Source organism: Clostridium ragsdalei P11, from assembly GCF_001675165.1.
GTDB lineage: Bacteria > Bacillota > Clostridia > Clostridiales > Clostridiaceae > Clostridium_B > Clostridium_B ragsdalei.
The window spans coordinates 65553-81394 of record NZ_LROS01000055.1; the positions used below are offsets into that span (position 1 = coordinate 65553).

Below are 15842 nucleotides of genomic sequence, written 5' to 3' on the forward strand. Positions count from 1 at the left end.
AGAGTTAGGAGGCATAAGACATGCTGTATGAAAAAATATTAGATGTAATAGATTTAAAAAAATTGAATTGTGCATTTGTCATAGAAAATCTTAAGACAGGAGAAAAAATTGCTTATAATGAAAATGTGGTAGTACCTTCTGCAAGTCTTATAAAGATACCTATAATGATGGAGATATTGAATCAAGTTAAAGAAGGAAAACTTTCACTTAAACAGAGAATAACGGTAAACGATAATGTAAAAGTACCTTTTAGCATACTTAATCTTTTGGAAAGTGGAAACAGCTATACTCTAAAAGACATAATAACCTTAATGATAATTCAAAGTGATAATACGGCTGCAAACATACTGATGGATCTTGCAGGTATGGACAATGTAAACAATTATGTTAAAAATTTAGAAATAAAAAATACAGTACTTCAGAGAAAGATGATGGATTCACAGGCAAGAAAAGAAGGCAGGGAAAATAAGACTACTGCTGCTGATATGGCAAAATTTTTTGAAATTATCTATAAAGGTGAAAAGGCTAAGGAATCCCACAGTGTCATTATGAAGAACATATTGACTGCTCAATTGGATAACAGTGTTATGAGACTTAATATTCCGGATGATACACTTATTGCCCATAAGACGGGGGATTTAGATGGAATAAGCCATGATGCAGGTATAGTATATCTTCCTAATGTTGATTATATTTTTTGTGGACTTACCTGGGATGCTGTTACAAATAATTTTGCTAGAGAAACAATTGGAAAGATTTCTAAAATAGCTTATGATTATTTTATATCTTTATAATAGAATGTTAAATGATAATGGACTGTCTATGAAGGCAGTCCACTTTAATTGTAAAATTTTAGTTTCTAACTACCTAATTTTCTAGCCCAGGCTATGATAAAGGAGATAGAAGGAAATAAGATTATATATGGGATAACATATATAGGATATATAGAAGACGCTACATATGCATGATCTGCTGGTGAACTGAACATGATAATTGAAAATATAATGCTTATAATTCCAACAGGAGTAACTAAAGGTTTATAAGACTGTAATTTGAAAAATTGGGCTATGGATAGAACTGTTGCATAATAAAAGATACATGTTTTTACAAATTCATTAAATAATAGTATTAGTGCAATTAATATTTCCATTCTCGTAATAATTTCTCCCACATTTATTGATCTTGCTACTTGATAAGATGGAAGAAAATGAATAGAACTTATATTCCCAAGCATTGCTATATTTCGCAAGATAACACTTAAAAAAAATATACTTCCTGCAATTAAACCTATAAAAGCATATTTTTTTACTTTTTTTATATCATTAACGTGTGGAAAAATCATTAGAAATACAACTATTTCACCAAAAGGAATAGATATCATAAGATTGGTTCCTTGAACAAATTCTTTTAAGTTTATTTGAAAAAGAGGTAAAAAATTTGATAAATGCATATCTTTAATAGTAAGTATTGTAATAAATACAGCCGTAATAATTGATACTATACCTAAGATGAAACTAACCCTAGCTATAACTTCCAATCCTTTTTTTAGAGTATATATGCAAGTTATTGTAAGTATTACTATAAATACACTAATATCTACTTCTGTAAAAAGATATGTAGAAAAAAAGTCTGCAGTAAATCTGAAATTAGCTGAGACTACATACCAAAAGTAGGAAATATATAATATAGATATAATTTTTCCTAAGCAGGGCCCATACAATACATTGTTTATCTCTATCAAATTTTTATCAGGAAATCTTTTATTTAAAGATGTATAAATTAATAAGAAAGGCAGCATTATAGTAAAGCCTGCTAATAAGACTATCCAAGTATTTATTTTTGTTATTCCGCTTATAAAAGCTGCAGTAAGTGTAGAAGCTTGAAGTAAACCAATAATTAAAAATGATAATTGGGAGCCTGATATTGTACCTTTTTCAATTTCCATGAAAAGTCACTACCTCTATAATAAAAATTAGTTTTATTTATAATTTAAATGCAATAAATCTTTCACTACAAATTCCATGCCTTTTACAGGATTAGGAATAGGTATGCCTAAGATATAGGATAGGCTTAGTATAAAAGCTATAATTAAGAATATAGAAAATATTTTTAATTCACGCCAATATTTATTTTTAATCATCTCCGGAACTTCGTAAAATGTCATACTTATAAAAATGATTATCAATAAAAATATCATTTTTTATACCTCATTATAATTAGTAATGTTAATCTTTAGACATAATGGGTTTAGTAATTCTGCCTGTTCGTCTCAATTTTGCATCTACATTTATGCTTACAGGAATGTTTTGAAAAGTTTCTTCCCAGTTTTTTTCAATCTTAGTCCAATGACCAGGATAATGTTGATATATAGCATCTCCAAAACCCAATATATCTGCATTTAATCTTCGAGATTTTTTTAATGCAAGCATTATTTCTTTTTTTATAGTATCTTCCTCACGTTTTTCAAGAATTGAAAAAGCTTTTGGATTTGATAAGTCTTCAGAAGAGAGTTGCTCTTGCAAATCTCCTTCTTGCTTAATTTTTATTTGTATACTTAGGACGCCCTCTTTTACTTGTGGAATTATTTTACCTGTTGCGTGAGTTGTTATTATGTTTACTTTGTCATTGATGTTCTTATTTGATGCATCTATACTGACAATTCCATCCTTCATTTTATTAGTACACCATAAGAGTCCCCGGGTTTCTTTTTCATTAAGGCTTCCAACCATCTTGCCTTTTTTAAATACTGCTGTTTCTGAAAGGTATGCTATTTTTCTATTATTGTCATTTGAAATTTCAACTATAGGTGCAGTGGGCGCTGTAGTTTTACTCATCAATTTAGATGAAAAGTCTTTTAAATTTACAGCTGGTATCTGAGATACTTGCTGTTGGTTTTTAATCAATTCTCCTATATTTCTTCCAGGAGTGGCTTCAAGTTCTGGTTTTACATTTAATATTTCACTAGCAGGCTGTTTAGATACTAAAATCCATGTCAAGAGACGAGTTTCACGATATCGCAAGAAGAAATCCATGTAATTTTCAATACTCTCTTCTGCAAAGTCTTTTCCGAATATAACCACTTGATTATGTGAAAAAAATAAATTACGATTTAGTTTACGATTAAAAGCTTTTGCTGTATCGGAGATACTTTTCCCCTTTTCTTTTAAATTTAAGTAACCGGTATTATTTGATCCAGCATCCTTTCCTTTTGAAGAACTTTTAATACCTGATACATTAGCTAGTTGAACAGTCATTTCTACAGGATAGCCATCTTCTTTTCCTTTGTCAATTCCCATTCCTATTACTATGGCTAATTTATTTAACTCATGGGCACTCCAACAAGAAGTTAAATTTAAAGATACCAAAATACATATAATTATTTTTATTACTGCATTTATGTATTTTTTCATTAGATTCACCTCATAAAAATGTGATGGTATTTCTAATTGCTATTTTCTTTTAATGGTGGTTCTGGTTTTGATCCTGGTTTTTGTCTTCTCAAATTGTGCCACCCTATAGTTTTAGGTCTAGTAGACATATTCCACAAGTTAGTTCTTATGAAACTATCTTTTAAGTCTTCTTTGTTTAATGGGGCAAGAGGAGCTAAATATGGGGTGCCAAAAGATCTTAAAGATGCGATGTGTACAAGTAAAATCAATATGCCAATACCAACCCCAAATATACCTAGCATTCCAGCTAATATAAGAAATATCATTCGTAAAATAGCAGCTACATCTGTATACACAGGAACTACAAAACTGGATACAGCTGTTAATGCTACTACAATAACCATAAGGCCTGATACTAATCCTGCTGTTACGGCAGCTTCACCTATTACTAAAGCACCTACAATGCTTACTGCCTGACCTACTGGACGAGGTAATCTAACGCCTGCTTCTCTTAAAATTTCAAAGGTTATTATCATAAGGCCAGCTTCCATAACTGCTGGAAAAGGAACTCCTTCACGACCTGCTGCCATAGTAAATAATAAAGTAGTAGGTATTAATTCTTGATGAAAGGTGGATAACATTACATAAGTAGCCGGAGAGAATATACTTATGAAAAAGCATAAAAATCTTAAAATTCTTAAAATACTTGCAAAATAGGTTCTAGAATAATAGTCTTCTGAACTTTGAAATCCTTCAATAAAGAGCATTGGTATAGTAAGTACAAAAGGAGTACCATCAACTAAAATAGCAGCTCTTCCTTCTAATATTTTGGCAGCTGCTGTGTCTGGTTTTTCCGAATTGCCTATAGTAGGGAAAATGGAATAAGGGGCATCTTCTATAAATTGCTCAATATATCCTGACTCCAAAATAGCATCTGTATTAATTTTATTTAATCTTTGCTTTATTTCTTTTATAAGCTTAGGATTAACAATTCCCTTTAAGTAAACAATGCATATACTGGTGTTTGTTTGAGTTCCAATTTCCATTGTTTCAAAGGTTAAATTAGGATTTTTGATTTTACGCCGCAAAAGTGTCATATTTGTGGCCATAGTTTCACAAAAACCTTCCCTAGGCCCTCTTACTACAGCTTCAGTTTTAGGTTCTTCTACACCGCGGGTTTCCCATCCCTTTGAATGAATAACTAAAGCTTCTTCACAGCCGTCCATCAGAAATATGGTATCACCAGATAAACAACCATCTATTATTTGATTTACTAATGCAACTTGTTTAACATTTCCAACAGAAAGCATACAGTTTTTTATAACGCTCATACTGTCTAGCTTTAATTTATTTTCTAAATTGCACAGCTTGCTGTCGTACATAAAAGGTTTAATTATAAGTTCATTTATAGTTGCTTTTTCTGTCATACCTTCTAAAAATATAATTGCAGCATTTATTTGAAGTTTAGAACCAAAGGAAAATTGACGGTAAATTATATCACTGCTTGAACCTAAAATATTTTTTAAAACATTTAGATTATCTTCAAGGCTAGTAGAAAGTTTTGGTTGTGGAATTTTCCCCTTTGAATTTTCACCGCTTACATTAGTATTTTTAAGCTGCATGAATTTAAACTTTTTATATATATAATTAAACACTTTATTTACCTCTATTTTTATTTTATAGCATTAGTATTTGTTTACTGACAGGACATTATTCATTGTTCCTTTTTCTTCTCAGATGTCTCTTTGCCGAAGGTATCATTATTGTATTTTATTCCTAAGAGGTAGAGAAAAAGCTGGCAAAGTAATATTCCTACTACCACAACAGTATACGACCAAGAAAGTATAACCATTAAGGTAGGATAAAACCCTCTTCCTTCTAATGCTTTTTTAAAAAATTCTATAATCCACATATTTTTACCACCTTGAAATAATATTTATACTTATAATTTAGCTCTTTTCTTTTTTATCCAATAAATCATTAATAGCAGAAGTGGAAATATATTAGAATAAATTATGGTAAAATAATGAACATCAAAGGGAAACATCCATATATGATAGGCATAACTAGGTTCAAATGCAACAGAAAACCAGAGCAAAAAAATACTAAATAAAATAAGAGTTAATTTATAAGTTTTTAGTTTAAATATAGTAGTTAACATTGTAATAATGGCATATAGGTATATAGACATTTTGAAAAATCCCCCAAAAAATATAATAATTATACCTATAGTATCTATATTGGTTATTATATTTCCTATATTAATTAACCTTAAGGTTTCTACAAAAGGTATGGTTGCAATGGAAGTAAACTTAGGACCCAATACTGTAATATCGATTATTAAAGAAAAGCAAAGAAGCATTCCTGAATATAAAACTGCTTTTGCTGTAGTTTTTCGTACAGAACTTTTATCATTAGAATAATGCCAATACATTAAGAAGATAAAGATTTCTCCAAAGGGGAACATTACTACGCTGGGTAGGGTTTGCAAAATAGGTTTAATGCCATTTCCTAAAACTGGTGCTAATTTTTTAAAATCTACATCTCCTGATATATAAATCAATATGTATATACTTAGCATAAATATTATAAGAATAGGAAATATTATTTCACTTGCACGAGCTAAAGTTTCAACCCCTTTTAATAGAGTATATACACTAACAGACAGGAATAGAGAAAGTATAATCCATAATGGAGTTTCAGGAAGAGTTGTCAAATTTATTAGTTCACCAAATTCTCTAAGATTACGAGCTGTATGCCAAAGGCAATCTAATATGTAAAATAAAATAAGAGGTATGCCAAAAGATTTCCCTAATATGGAGATAATTATTTCAGCATAATTTTTATCAGGAAATGCATTTTGAAGTTCTGTGTAGATCCATACAAATACTAAGCCAATCAATAATGCAATTAAAATGACAATCCATGCATCTTGTTTTGCATTGATACCTAGAGCAAAGAGCGTAGTACTTCCCACTTCAAATATAAACATTAATGTAAATAGTTGGTGGTTACTTAAGTTTGTCATGGTAACTCCTCTAAAAAAATTCTTCATATTACATGTTTTTAGTTATATATATCTTAACCAATGAAATTTTTAGTATGTATAATAAACAGAATTCTAAGCATCAGATGGAGTTTTAACTCCACCTGACGCTTAGAAATCGTTATCCAGGGACGTAGCTGCTCTTTACTCCCACTTGGAGAAGTGGGAGTATTAGAGCAGCTAGTCATCGGATAAAGTGCTTTTTAAGTATTTTTGATATTGTATTTTTAAATTAAGTGAACTGAACCTATATTATAAGTCCAGTTCACTTAATTTAAATCTATATAATAGCTAAATTATAGAGGTTCCTCCCACCAGCCTAAGGCAACATCAGTTTTAATATGCTGACTACCAGGAGAATGCAGATATACGATGAGTGATCCTCCTGAAGGTATGACAATTTTACCATAATAATTTCCCACTACTGTGGAATTTGCTTCCACAATTCTGTTAAATAAACTTATTCCACTGGAAGGTGAGTGTTTTACATGCTGCGCAAAACTCAATAAAATGTTTTCATTTTCCATAAATATGACCTCCTAGCATTTAGTATTATTTTATGTGAATATAGCTGTAGGAGTGTAACATTTGTGCAAGATTTCCATAAACGGTGTAATGTATTTATTTCTTTTAGGATAAAAAGTGCAAAAAATATGAACAAAAGTAGAGTTCCTATGTATTAAATTGTAAGATATCCACTAAAAAATAAAATTATAATAAAAAAATGCAAAAAAATAATTGACAAGATATAAATAATTATGCATAATTATATCATGATAACAATTAGTTAAGCATAATTACATATATATGAATATAATATGACATCTTAGAAGCATATCTTTCGTTAGTAATAATATAATTTCCTTTAGAAGAAAATGATTTATTTAAAATAAATAGTGTAATGTTTTTATAATTTTCGGAAAATTCCCAAATTTAGCATACTAGGCACGGTAAAAATAGCTGGAATAAGTGCCTACTATTATTTATTGATACATAGAGAATTCCGCTCTTTGCATTTTATCTAACATCAAGGGGTTTATTTGTCACAAAAAATGTAAAAATAAAACAAAGATGTAAGGAAATTCTATGATATAAATTTTGTAAACATAATAAATTGACTTTGATAAGATTGGAAGAATGATAGTTAATACTTAGAACTGCTAAAAATTAGAAAAGAGGTGTCGTTAATTAATGAAAGTTACAAACGTGGAAGAATTAATGAAAAGACTAGAAGAGATAAAGGATGCTCAAAAGAAATTTGCTACATATACTCAAGAACAAGTGGATGAAATTTTTAGACAAGCAGCTATGGCAGCCAATAGTGCTAGAATAGAACTAGCTAAAATGGCAGTGGAAGAAAGCGGAATGGGAATTGTAGAAGACAAGGTTATTAAAAATCACTTTGCCTCAGAATATATATATAACAAATATAAGGATGAAAAGACCTGTGGAGTTTTAGAAAGAGATGCAGGCTTTGGTATAGTTAGAATTGCGGAACCTGTAGGGGTTATTGCAGCAGTAGTTCCAACAACTAATCCAACATCTACAGCAATCTTTAAATCACTAATAGCTTTAAAAACTAGAAATGGTATAATTTTTTCACCGCATCCAAGGGCAAAGAAATCAACTATTGCAGCAGCTAAAATAGTACTTGATGCTGCAGTTAAAGCTGGTGCTCCCGAAGGAATTATAGGATGGATAGATGAACCTTCCATTGAACTTTCACAGGTGGTAATGGGAGAAGCAAATTTAATTCTTGCAACTGGTGGCCCGGGTATGGTTAAGGCTGCCTATTCTTCAGGAAAACCTGCTGTAGGAGTTGGCCCAGGTAATACACCTGCTATAATTGATGAAAGTGCCGATATTAAAATGGCAGTAAATTCAATATTACTCTCAAAAACTTTTGATAATGGTATGATTTGTGCCTCAGAGCAGTCAGTAATAGTTTTAGACTCAATATATGAGGAAGTTAAAAAAGAATTTGCTTATAGGGGAGCTTATATATTGAGTGAGGATGAAACAGATAAGGTTGGAAAAATAATTTTAAAAAATGGAGCCTTAAATGCTGGTATTGTAGGACAAAGTGCTTTTAAAATAGCACAGCTGGCAGGAGTGAACGTACCAGAAAAAGCTAAAGTACTTATAGGAGAGGTAGAATCAGTAGAACTTGAAGAACCATTTTCTCATGAAAAGTTATCTCCAGTTTTAGCTATGTACAGGGCAAGAGATTTTGAGGATGCCATTGCAAAAACTGATAAACTGGTTAGGGCAGGTGGATTTGGACATACATCTTCATTATATGTAAATCCAATGACAGAAAAAGCAAAAGTAGAAAAATTTAGTACTATGATGAAAACATCAAGAACTATAATTAACACACCTTCATCTCAAGGTGGTATAGGTGACATATATAACTTTAAGCTAGCTCCTTCGCTGACGCTAGGCTGCGGATCTTGGGGAGGAAACTCTGTATCCGAAAATGTTGGGCCTAAACATTTATTAAACATAAAAAGTGTTGCTGAGAGGAGAGAAAATATGCTTTGGTTTAGAGTGCCTGAAAAGGTTTATTTCAAATACGGTAGTCTTGGAGTTGCATTAAAAGAATTAAAAGTTATGAATAAGAAGAAAGTATTTATAGTAACAGATAAAGTCCTTTATCAATTAGGTTATGTGGACAAAGTTACAAAAGTTCTTGAGGAACTAAAAATTTCCTATAAAGTATTTACAGATGTAGAACCAGATCCAACCCTTGCTACAGCTAAAAAAGGTGCAGCAGAATTGCTGTCATATGAACCGGATACAATTATATCAGTTGGTGGTGGTTCAGCAATGGATGCAGCCAAGATTATGTGGGTAATGTATGAGCATCCAGAAGTAAAATTTGAAGATTTAGCTATGAGATTTATGGATATAAGAAAGAGAGTATATGTTTTCCCTAAGATGGGAGAAAAAGCAATGATGATTTCAGTAGCAACATCCGCAGGTACAGGATCAGAAGTTACTCCATTTGCAGTAATTACAGATGAAAAAACAGGAGCTAAATATCCATTAGCTGATTATGAGTTAACTCCAAACATGGCTATAGTTGATGCAGAACTTATGATGGGAATGCCAAGAGGACTTACGGCAGCGTCAGGTATAGATGCATTAACTCATGCACTGGAAGCTTATGTATCAATAATGGCTACAGAATTTACCAATGGATTAGCCCTTGAAGCAGTAAAGTTGATATTTGAATATTTACCAAAAGCTTATACAGAAGGTACAACTAATGTAAAGGCAAGAGAAAAAATGGCTCATGCTTCATGTATTGCTGGTATGGCTTTTGCAAATGCATTCTTAGGGGTATGCCACTCTATGGCACATAAATTAGGAGCACAGCACCACATACCACATGGAATTGCTAATGCACTTATGATAGATGAAGTTATAAAATTCAATGCTGTAGATGATCCAATAAAACAAGCTGCATTTCCTCAATACGAGTATCCAAATGCCAAGTATAGATATGCTCAGATAGCTGATTGTCTCAACTTAGGAGGAAATACAGAAGATGAAAAGGTGCAATTATTAATAAATGCTATAGATGATCTAAAAGCTAAGTTAAATATTCCAGAAACGATTAAAGAAGCAGGAGTTTCAGAAGAAAAATTCTATACTACTTTAGATAAAATGTCAGAATTAGCTTTTGATGATCAATGTACAGGAGCTAACCCAAGGTATCCACTAATAAGTGAAATAAAACAAATGTATATAAATGTTTTTGATAAAACTGAACCAATTGTAGAAGATGAAGAAAAGTAATTATTAAATAAGATAGAAATGGTGTTCAAATAAAATTTGAACACCATTTTTATTTTTAAAGAGCAATTATGAATAATAATAACATAGAAACAAACAATAAAAGTGAGAATCTTGTTTATCCGATGACTACTCGCTCTAATACTCCCACTTCTGCAAGTGGGAGTAAAGAGCGACTACGTCCCTGGATAACGATTTTTCCTAAAGGATAACGTCTTCTAAGTGCTGAAGCACTAAGAATACTGTTAATAAGCATCAGGTGGAGTTAAAACTCCATCTGATGCCAAGAAATCTGTTTATATTTAACAGCATGAAAAATAAGAAAGAGGTGTCATTAATGAAGGTAACTAAGGTAACTAACGTTGAAGAATTAATGAAAAAGTTAGATGAAGTAACGGCTGCTCAAAAAAAATTCTCTAGTTATAGTCAGGAACAAGTGGATGAGATCTTTAGGCAGGCAGCTATGGCAGCCAATAGTGCTAGAATAGATCTAGCTAAAATGGCAGTGGAAGAAAGCGGAATGGGAATTGTAGAAGACAAGGTTATTAAAAATCATTTTGTTTCAGAATATATATATAACAAATATAAGGATGAAAAGACCTGTGGAGTTTTAGAAGAAGACCAAGGTTTTGGTATGGTTAGAATTGCGGAACCTGTAGGGGTTATAGCAGCAGTAGTTCCAACAACTAATCCAACATCCACAGCAATCTTTAAATCTTTAATAGCTTTGAAAACTAGAAATGGTATAGTTTTTTCACCACATCCAAGAGCAAAAAAATCAACTATTGCAGCAGCTAAGATAGTACTTGATGCAGCAGTTAAAGCTGGTGCTCCTGAAGGAATTATAGGATGGATAGATGAACCTTCCATTGAACTCTCACAGGTGGTAATGAAAGAAGCAGATTTAATTCTTGCAACTGGTGGCCCGGGTATGGTTAAGGCTGCCTATTCTTCAGGAAAGCCTGCTATAGGAGTTGGCCCAGGTAACACACCTGCTGTAATTGATGAAAGTGCTGATATTAAAATGGCAGTAAATTCAATACTCCTTTCAAAAACTTTTGATAATGGTATGATTTGTGCTTCAGAGCAGTCAGTAGTAGTTGTAAGCTCAATATACGATGAAGTCAAGAAAGAATTTGCAGATAGAGGAGCGTATATATTAAGTAAGGATGAAACAGATAAGGTTGGAAAAACAATTATGATTAATGGCGCTCTAAATGCTGGCATTGTAGGGCAAAGTGCTTTTAAAATAGCACAGATGGCAGGAGTGAGTGTACCAGAGGATGCTAAAGTACTTATAGGAGAAGTTAAATCAGTAGAACCTGAAGAAGAGCCCTTTGCTCATGAAAAGCTGTCTCCAGTTTTAGCTATGTACAAAGCAAAAGATTTTGATGAAGCACTTCTAAAGGCTGGAAGATTAGTTGAACGAGGTGGAATTGGGCATACATCTGTATTATATGTAAATTCAATGACGGAAAAAGTAAAAGTAGAAAAGTTCAGAGAAACTATGAAGACTGGTAGAACATTGATAAATATGCCTTCAGCACAAGGTGCTATAGGAGATATATATAACTTTAAACTAGCTCCTTCTTTGACGCTAGGATGTGGTTCCTGGGGAGGAAACTCTGTATCAGAAAATGTTGGACCTAAACATTTATTAAACATAAAAAGTGTTGCTGAGAGGAGAGAAAATATGCTTTGGTTTAGAGTACCTGAAAAAGTTTATTTCAAATATGGTAGTCTTGGAGTTGCATTAAAGGAATTGAGAACTTTGGAGAAGAAAAAGGCATTTATAGTAACGGATAAGGTTCTTTATCAATTAGGTTATGTAGATAAAATTACAAAAAATCTCGATGAATTAAGAGTTTCATATAAAATATTTACAGATGTAGAACCAGATCCAACCCTTGCTACAGCTAAAAAAGGTGCATCAGAACTGCTTTCCTATGAACCAGATACAATTATAGCAGTTGGTGGTGGTTCGGCAATGGATGCAGCCAAGATCATGTGGGTAATGTATGAGCATCCAGAAGTAAGATTTGAAGATTTGGCTATGAGATTTATGGATATAAGAAAGAGAGTATATGTTTTTCCTAAGATGGGTGAAAAAGCAATGATGATTTCAGTAGCAACATCCGCAGGAACAGGATCTGAAGTTACTCCATTTGCAGTAATTACGGATGAAAGAACAGGAGCTAAATATCCACTGGCTGATTATGAATTGACTCCAAACATGGCTATAATTGATGCAGAACTTATGATGGGAATGCCAAAAGGGCTTACAGCAGCTTCGGGTATAGATGCATTAACCCATGCACTGGAGGCGTATGTATCAATAATGGCTTCAGAATATACCAATGGATTGGCTCTTGAAGCAACAAGATTAGTATTTAAATATTTGCCAATAGCTTATACAGAAGGTACAACTAATGTAAAGGCAAGAGAAAAAATGGCTCATGCTTCAACTATAGCAGGTATGGCTTTTGCCAATGCATTCTTAGGGGTATGTCACTCTATGGCACATAAATTGGGAGCACAGCACCATATACCACATGGAATTGCCAATGCGCTTATGATAGATGAAGTTATAAAATTCAATGCTGTAGAGGCTCCAAGGAAACAAGCGGCATTTCCACAATATAAGTACCCAAATGTTAAAAGAAGATATGCTAGAATAGCTGATTACTTAAATTTAGGAGGAAGCACAGATGATGAAAAAGTACAATTGCTAATAAATGCTATAGATGACTTAAAAACTAAGTTAAATATTCCAAAGACTATTAAAGAGGCAGGAGTTTCAGAAGATAAATTCTATGCTACTTTAGACACAATGTCAGAACTGGCTTTTGATGATCAATGTACAGGAGCTAATCCAAGATATCCACTAATAGGAGAAATAAAACAAATGTATATAAATGCATTTGATACACCAAAGGCAACTGTGGAGAAGAAAACAAAAAAGAAAAAATAAACATATAATAAATTGAATATAGTAAACTAAAAAGGACATATTTATAATATGTTCTTTTTAGTTTAATACTCAATTTTTGCACATAAGAAATTAACTTAATATAAAAAAATTTGCGAAGCAATAGTTTTAATTAATAGTTAAAAATGAAGAATTAATAGTTAATGTGGATTTTTTCCGTTACACTACAAAAAATCTTTGATTAAGCTTTTCACCACTCGTTTTGCTAAAGCGAAACATTGTTGATTTATATAAATTTAAAGATTTTTGCGAGAGCTAAAAATCATCCTTTACTATTAATTTTTCATTATTAATTCTTAACTTGCGAAGCTTAACTTCGCAGTTTAATATTGTTTAGGTGGTTAAATTATGAATCTGGAAATGTTAAAAATAGAGTTTAAGTATTTGAGAGATAAAATACTTGAAAGGCAATATGAACATCTTGATCCTATGCAAAGAAAAGCGGTTTTAAATGGTGAAAATAACTGTATTGTCATTGCTTGTCCTGGAGCAGGAAAGACCCAGACTATTATTAATAGAGTGGACTACTTGTGTAGATTGGGACCTATATATAATACAGATTATGTTCCCAATTGTATAAAGACTGATGATTTACAGATTATGAAGAAATATTTAAAGGATGGTTCCTTTAAAGACGTGACTGCAGTAAACAAAATTGAGCATTTGTTAAATGGCAATAAAATAAATCCACAGAACATAATTGTTATAACTTTTACTAGGGCAGCGGCCCTCAATATGAAAAGCAGATACATATCTATAGGAAATAAAGAAAAATCACCTTTTTTTGGAACATTTCACTCCCTATTTTATAATATATTGAAAAAACACAATAAAGAAATAAATATTATAGATCCTTACAAGGCACATGAGATAGTTAAAAGTGCACTTATGTATTATCTGGACTTTATAGGAGAAGAGAAAGTAAAGGAAGTTTTAAATGACATATCTCTTTTAAAAAATAGTGAAACTAACATAGATTTATTTAAAAGTAAAATTGACAAAAGTGTATTTTTAAAATGTTTTAATGAATATGAAAATTATAAAGCTAGAAATAAGCTTATGGATTTTGATGATTTACAGTTAAAAGTTAAAGATATGTTTCTAAATCAAAAATGTATTCTAGAGAGTTATCAGAATTTGTTCAAGTATATTTTAGTTGACGAATTTCAGGACTCGGATAACCTCCAAATAGAACTTTTACAACTAATAGGAAGTAAGGGCTTTATATTTGCAGTAGGAGATGAAGATCAGTGCATATATTCTTTTAGGGGATCTAAGCCAGAGTGCATGGTAAATTTTGATAATTATTTTAAAGATGGAAGAAAAATTTACCTAAAAATAAATTACAGAAGTGTTAAAAATATAGTTGAATTGTCCAAAAAGATTATATGTAATAATAAAAATAGGAATGTAAAACTTATTGAAAATAACAAAAAAAATGAAGGAAATATAAGGTTTAAGATATTTGAAAGAGAAAAAGAACAGGCCGTTTTTGTATCAAATTTAATCAAAGAAATTATAAACAAAGGAAAATATCAATATAGTCACATAGCTGTATTTTATAGAACTAATCTAGAATCAAGAAGTATAATAGATGCTTTTTTAAAATACAATATAAAGTTTAAACTTTTGGATGGTCAGTATAACTTCTACGAACATTTTATATGTAAGGATTTAATAGCATATCTTAAATTGGCTGTAAATATGTGTGATAAGAACAGTTTTATGAGAATAATAAATAAGCCTTTTAGATATATTGGGAAAGTAAATATAAAAAAAGTTATAGATAATAGAATAAAAGAAAATTGCTTTGATATTTTAAGGCAAGTAGGTGATTTACCCATTTTTCAGCTTAAAAATATAACTGTGCTTGAAAGAAATATTAAAAAATTAAACAGGATGAAGAAGCAGGATAGAGTAGATTATATATTGGACAAATTAGATTACATGGATTATTTAAAAAATTACTGCATGAAATTAAATAGGGATATGGATGAACTTCAAGATATTATAGGAGAGTTTAAGGAAGCTTGTGAGGAATTTGATAGTATAGAATTATTTCTAGATAATATTGAAAAGGTGGGGCAAACTTTAGAGAAAGTTGAGAAGAAAGATAATGCAGTTACTTTGAGTACTATTCACGGCGTGAAAGGTATGGAGTTTGAGAATGTGTTCATAATAAACTGCAGCGAAGGATTAATTCCTCATGCAAATAGCATACAAAATAATCTGGAAGAAGAAAGACGGCTTTTTTATGTAGGGGTTACAAGAGCCATAGATAATTTGACTTTATGTTATTCAAGTACTATTAGGAAAAAGGCAGTAGATGTATCCAGATTTATAAATGAATGTGATTTGCTAAATTCGGGAGAGCTTATGAAAAATTGTGGTTTAGAAGTAGGGGATTATGTGGTGCACAAAGTATTTGGAAGTGGAAAAATAATAGATAAGGGAGATAATTGCTTAAAAGTATTATTTTCAGATAATAGAGAGATAGGATTTGACTTTTCTGTTCTTTATAATGGACAGTTGATGAAGGATGCTGCTAGAAAATGTTTGTGATTAAAGGTAAATGTATCCTAAATAATTCGTTCCATACACGTAACTACTAAAAAAA

At 31.3% G+C, this 15842-nt stretch carries 11 protein-coding genes; 4 read left to right on the plus strand and 7 right to left on the minus strand.

All coding sequences use genetic code 11. The features are described from left to right. Positions 1–20: 20 nt before the first annotated feature. A complete protein-coding gene (locus CLRAG_RS16510; protein WP_065079404.1) occupies positions 21–794 on the plus strand; it encodes a serine hydrolase in 774 nt (257 codons plus the stop codon). A 65-nt stretch (positions 795–859) separates the two neighbouring features. Here the strand turns inward: CLRAG_RS16510 and CLRAG_RS16515 are convergent, their stop codons facing one another. From CLRAG_RS16515 to CLRAG_RS16545, 7 genes are all read right to left on the minus strand, one after another. Continuing rightward, a complete protein-coding gene (locus CLRAG_RS16515) occupies positions 860–1945 on the minus strand; it encodes a GerAB/ArcD/ProY family transporter (protein ID WP_065079405.1) in 1086 nt (361 codons plus the stop codon). A gap of 33 nt (positions 1946–1978) precedes the next feature. Then, positions 1979–2197 carry a hypothetical protein gene (locus tag CLRAG_RS16520; RefSeq protein ID WP_065079406.1) on the minus strand — a complete coding sequence of 73 codons (219 nt, stop codon included), beginning with the start codon at positions 2195–2197 and terminating at the stop codon, positions 1979–1981. A 28-nt stretch (positions 2198–2225) separates the two neighbouring features. Next, on the minus strand, positions 2226–3410 hold the full coding sequence (locus CLRAG_RS16525; RefSeq protein ID WP_065079407.1) for a Ger(x)C family spore germination protein: 1185 nt from the start codon (positions 3408–3410) through the stop codon (positions 2226–2228). 32 nt (positions 3411–3442) lie between these two features. Further along, the gene (locus CLRAG_RS16530) at positions 3443–5044 is read right to left on the minus strand and encodes a spore germination protein (RefSeq protein WP_065079408.1); all 1602 of its coding nucleotides are present in this window, start codon (positions 5042–5044) and stop codon (positions 3443–3445) included. Between the two features lie 59 nt (positions 5045–5103). Continuing rightward, entirely contained in the window at positions 5104–5301 is a 198-nt protein-coding gene (locus tag CLRAG_RS16535; RefSeq protein WP_065079409.1) for a hypothetical protein, read from the minus strand. Between the two features lie 30 nt (positions 5302–5331). Then, positions 5332–6417 carry a GerAB/ArcD/ProY family transporter gene (locus tag CLRAG_RS16540; protein WP_065079410.1) on the minus strand — a complete coding sequence of 362 codons (1086 nt, stop codon included), beginning with the start codon at positions 6415–6417 and terminating at the stop codon, positions 5332–5334. A gap of 314 nt (positions 6418–6731) precedes the next feature. Further along, a complete protein-coding gene (locus CLRAG_RS16545; protein ID WP_065079411.1) occupies positions 6732–6962 on the minus strand; it encodes a DUF6143 family protein in 231 nt (76 codons plus the stop codon). Positions 6963–7626: 664 nt separating this feature from the next. Between CLRAG_RS16545 and adhE (CLRAG_RS16550) the strand changes: the two genes are divergently transcribed. The 3 genes from adhE (CLRAG_RS16550) (at position 7627) to CLRAG_RS16560 (ending at position 15787) form a co-directional block, all read left to right on the plus strand. Beyond that, entirely contained in the window at positions 7627–10239 is a 2613-nt protein-coding gene (gene adhE / locus CLRAG_RS16550) for a bifunctional acetaldehyde-CoA/alcohol dehydrogenase (protein WP_065079412.1), read from the plus strand. Between the two features lie 334 nt (positions 10240–10573). Further along, positions 10574–13207, plus strand: a complete 2634-nt coding sequence (gene adhE / locus CLRAG_RS16555) for a bifunctional acetaldehyde-CoA/alcohol dehydrogenase (protein WP_065079413.1) — start codon at positions 10574–10576, stop codon at positions 13205–13207. A gap of 366 nt (positions 13208–13573) precedes the next feature. Then, positions 13574–15787, plus strand: a complete 2214-nt coding sequence (locus CLRAG_RS16560) for an ATP-dependent helicase (protein ID WP_065079414.1) — start codon at positions 13574–13576, stop codon at positions 15785–15787. Positions 15788–15842: the final 55 nt, after the last annotated feature.

Excerpts from the sequence above, each read along its gene's own strand:
- CLRAG_RS16535 (WP_065079409.1), bottom strand. The coding sequence starts at position 5,301 with ATGTGGATTATAGAATTTTTTAAAAAAGCATTAGAAGGAAGAGGGTTT.
- CLRAG_RS16520 (WP_065079406.1), bottom strand. The coding sequence starts at position 2,197 with ATGATATTTTTATTGATAATCATTTTTATAAGTATGACATTTTACGAA.
- CLRAG_RS16525 (WP_065079407.1), bottom strand. The coding sequence starts at position 3,410 with ATGAAAAAATACATAAATGCAGTAATAAAAATAATTATATGTATTTTG.
- CLRAG_RS16560 (WP_065079414.1), top strand. The coding sequence starts at position 13,574 with ATGAATCTGGAAATGTTAAAAATAGAGTTTAAGTATTTGAGAGATAAA.
- CLRAG_RS16510 (WP_065079404.1), top strand. The coding sequence starts at position 21 with ATGCTGTATGAAAAAATATTAGATGTAATAGATTTAAAAAAATTGAAT.
- CLRAG_RS16545 (WP_065079411.1), bottom strand. The coding sequence starts at position 6,962 with ATGGAAAATGAAAACATTTTATTGAGTTTTGCGCAGCATGTAAAACAC.
- adhE (WP_065079412.1), top strand. The coding sequence starts at position 7,627 with ATGAAAGTTACAAACGTGGAAGAATTAATGAAAAGACTAGAAGAGATA.
- CLRAG_RS16540 (WP_065079410.1), bottom strand. The coding sequence starts at position 6,417 with ATGACAAACTTAAGTAACCACCAACTATTTACATTAATGTTTATATTT.
- adhE (WP_065079413.1), top strand. The coding sequence starts at position 10,574 with ATGAAGGTAACTAAGGTAACTAACGTTGAAGAATTAATGAAAAAGTTA.
- CLRAG_RS16515 (WP_065079405.1), bottom strand. The coding sequence starts at position 1,945 with ATGGAAATTGAAAAAGGTACAATATCAGGCTCCCAATTATCATTTTTA.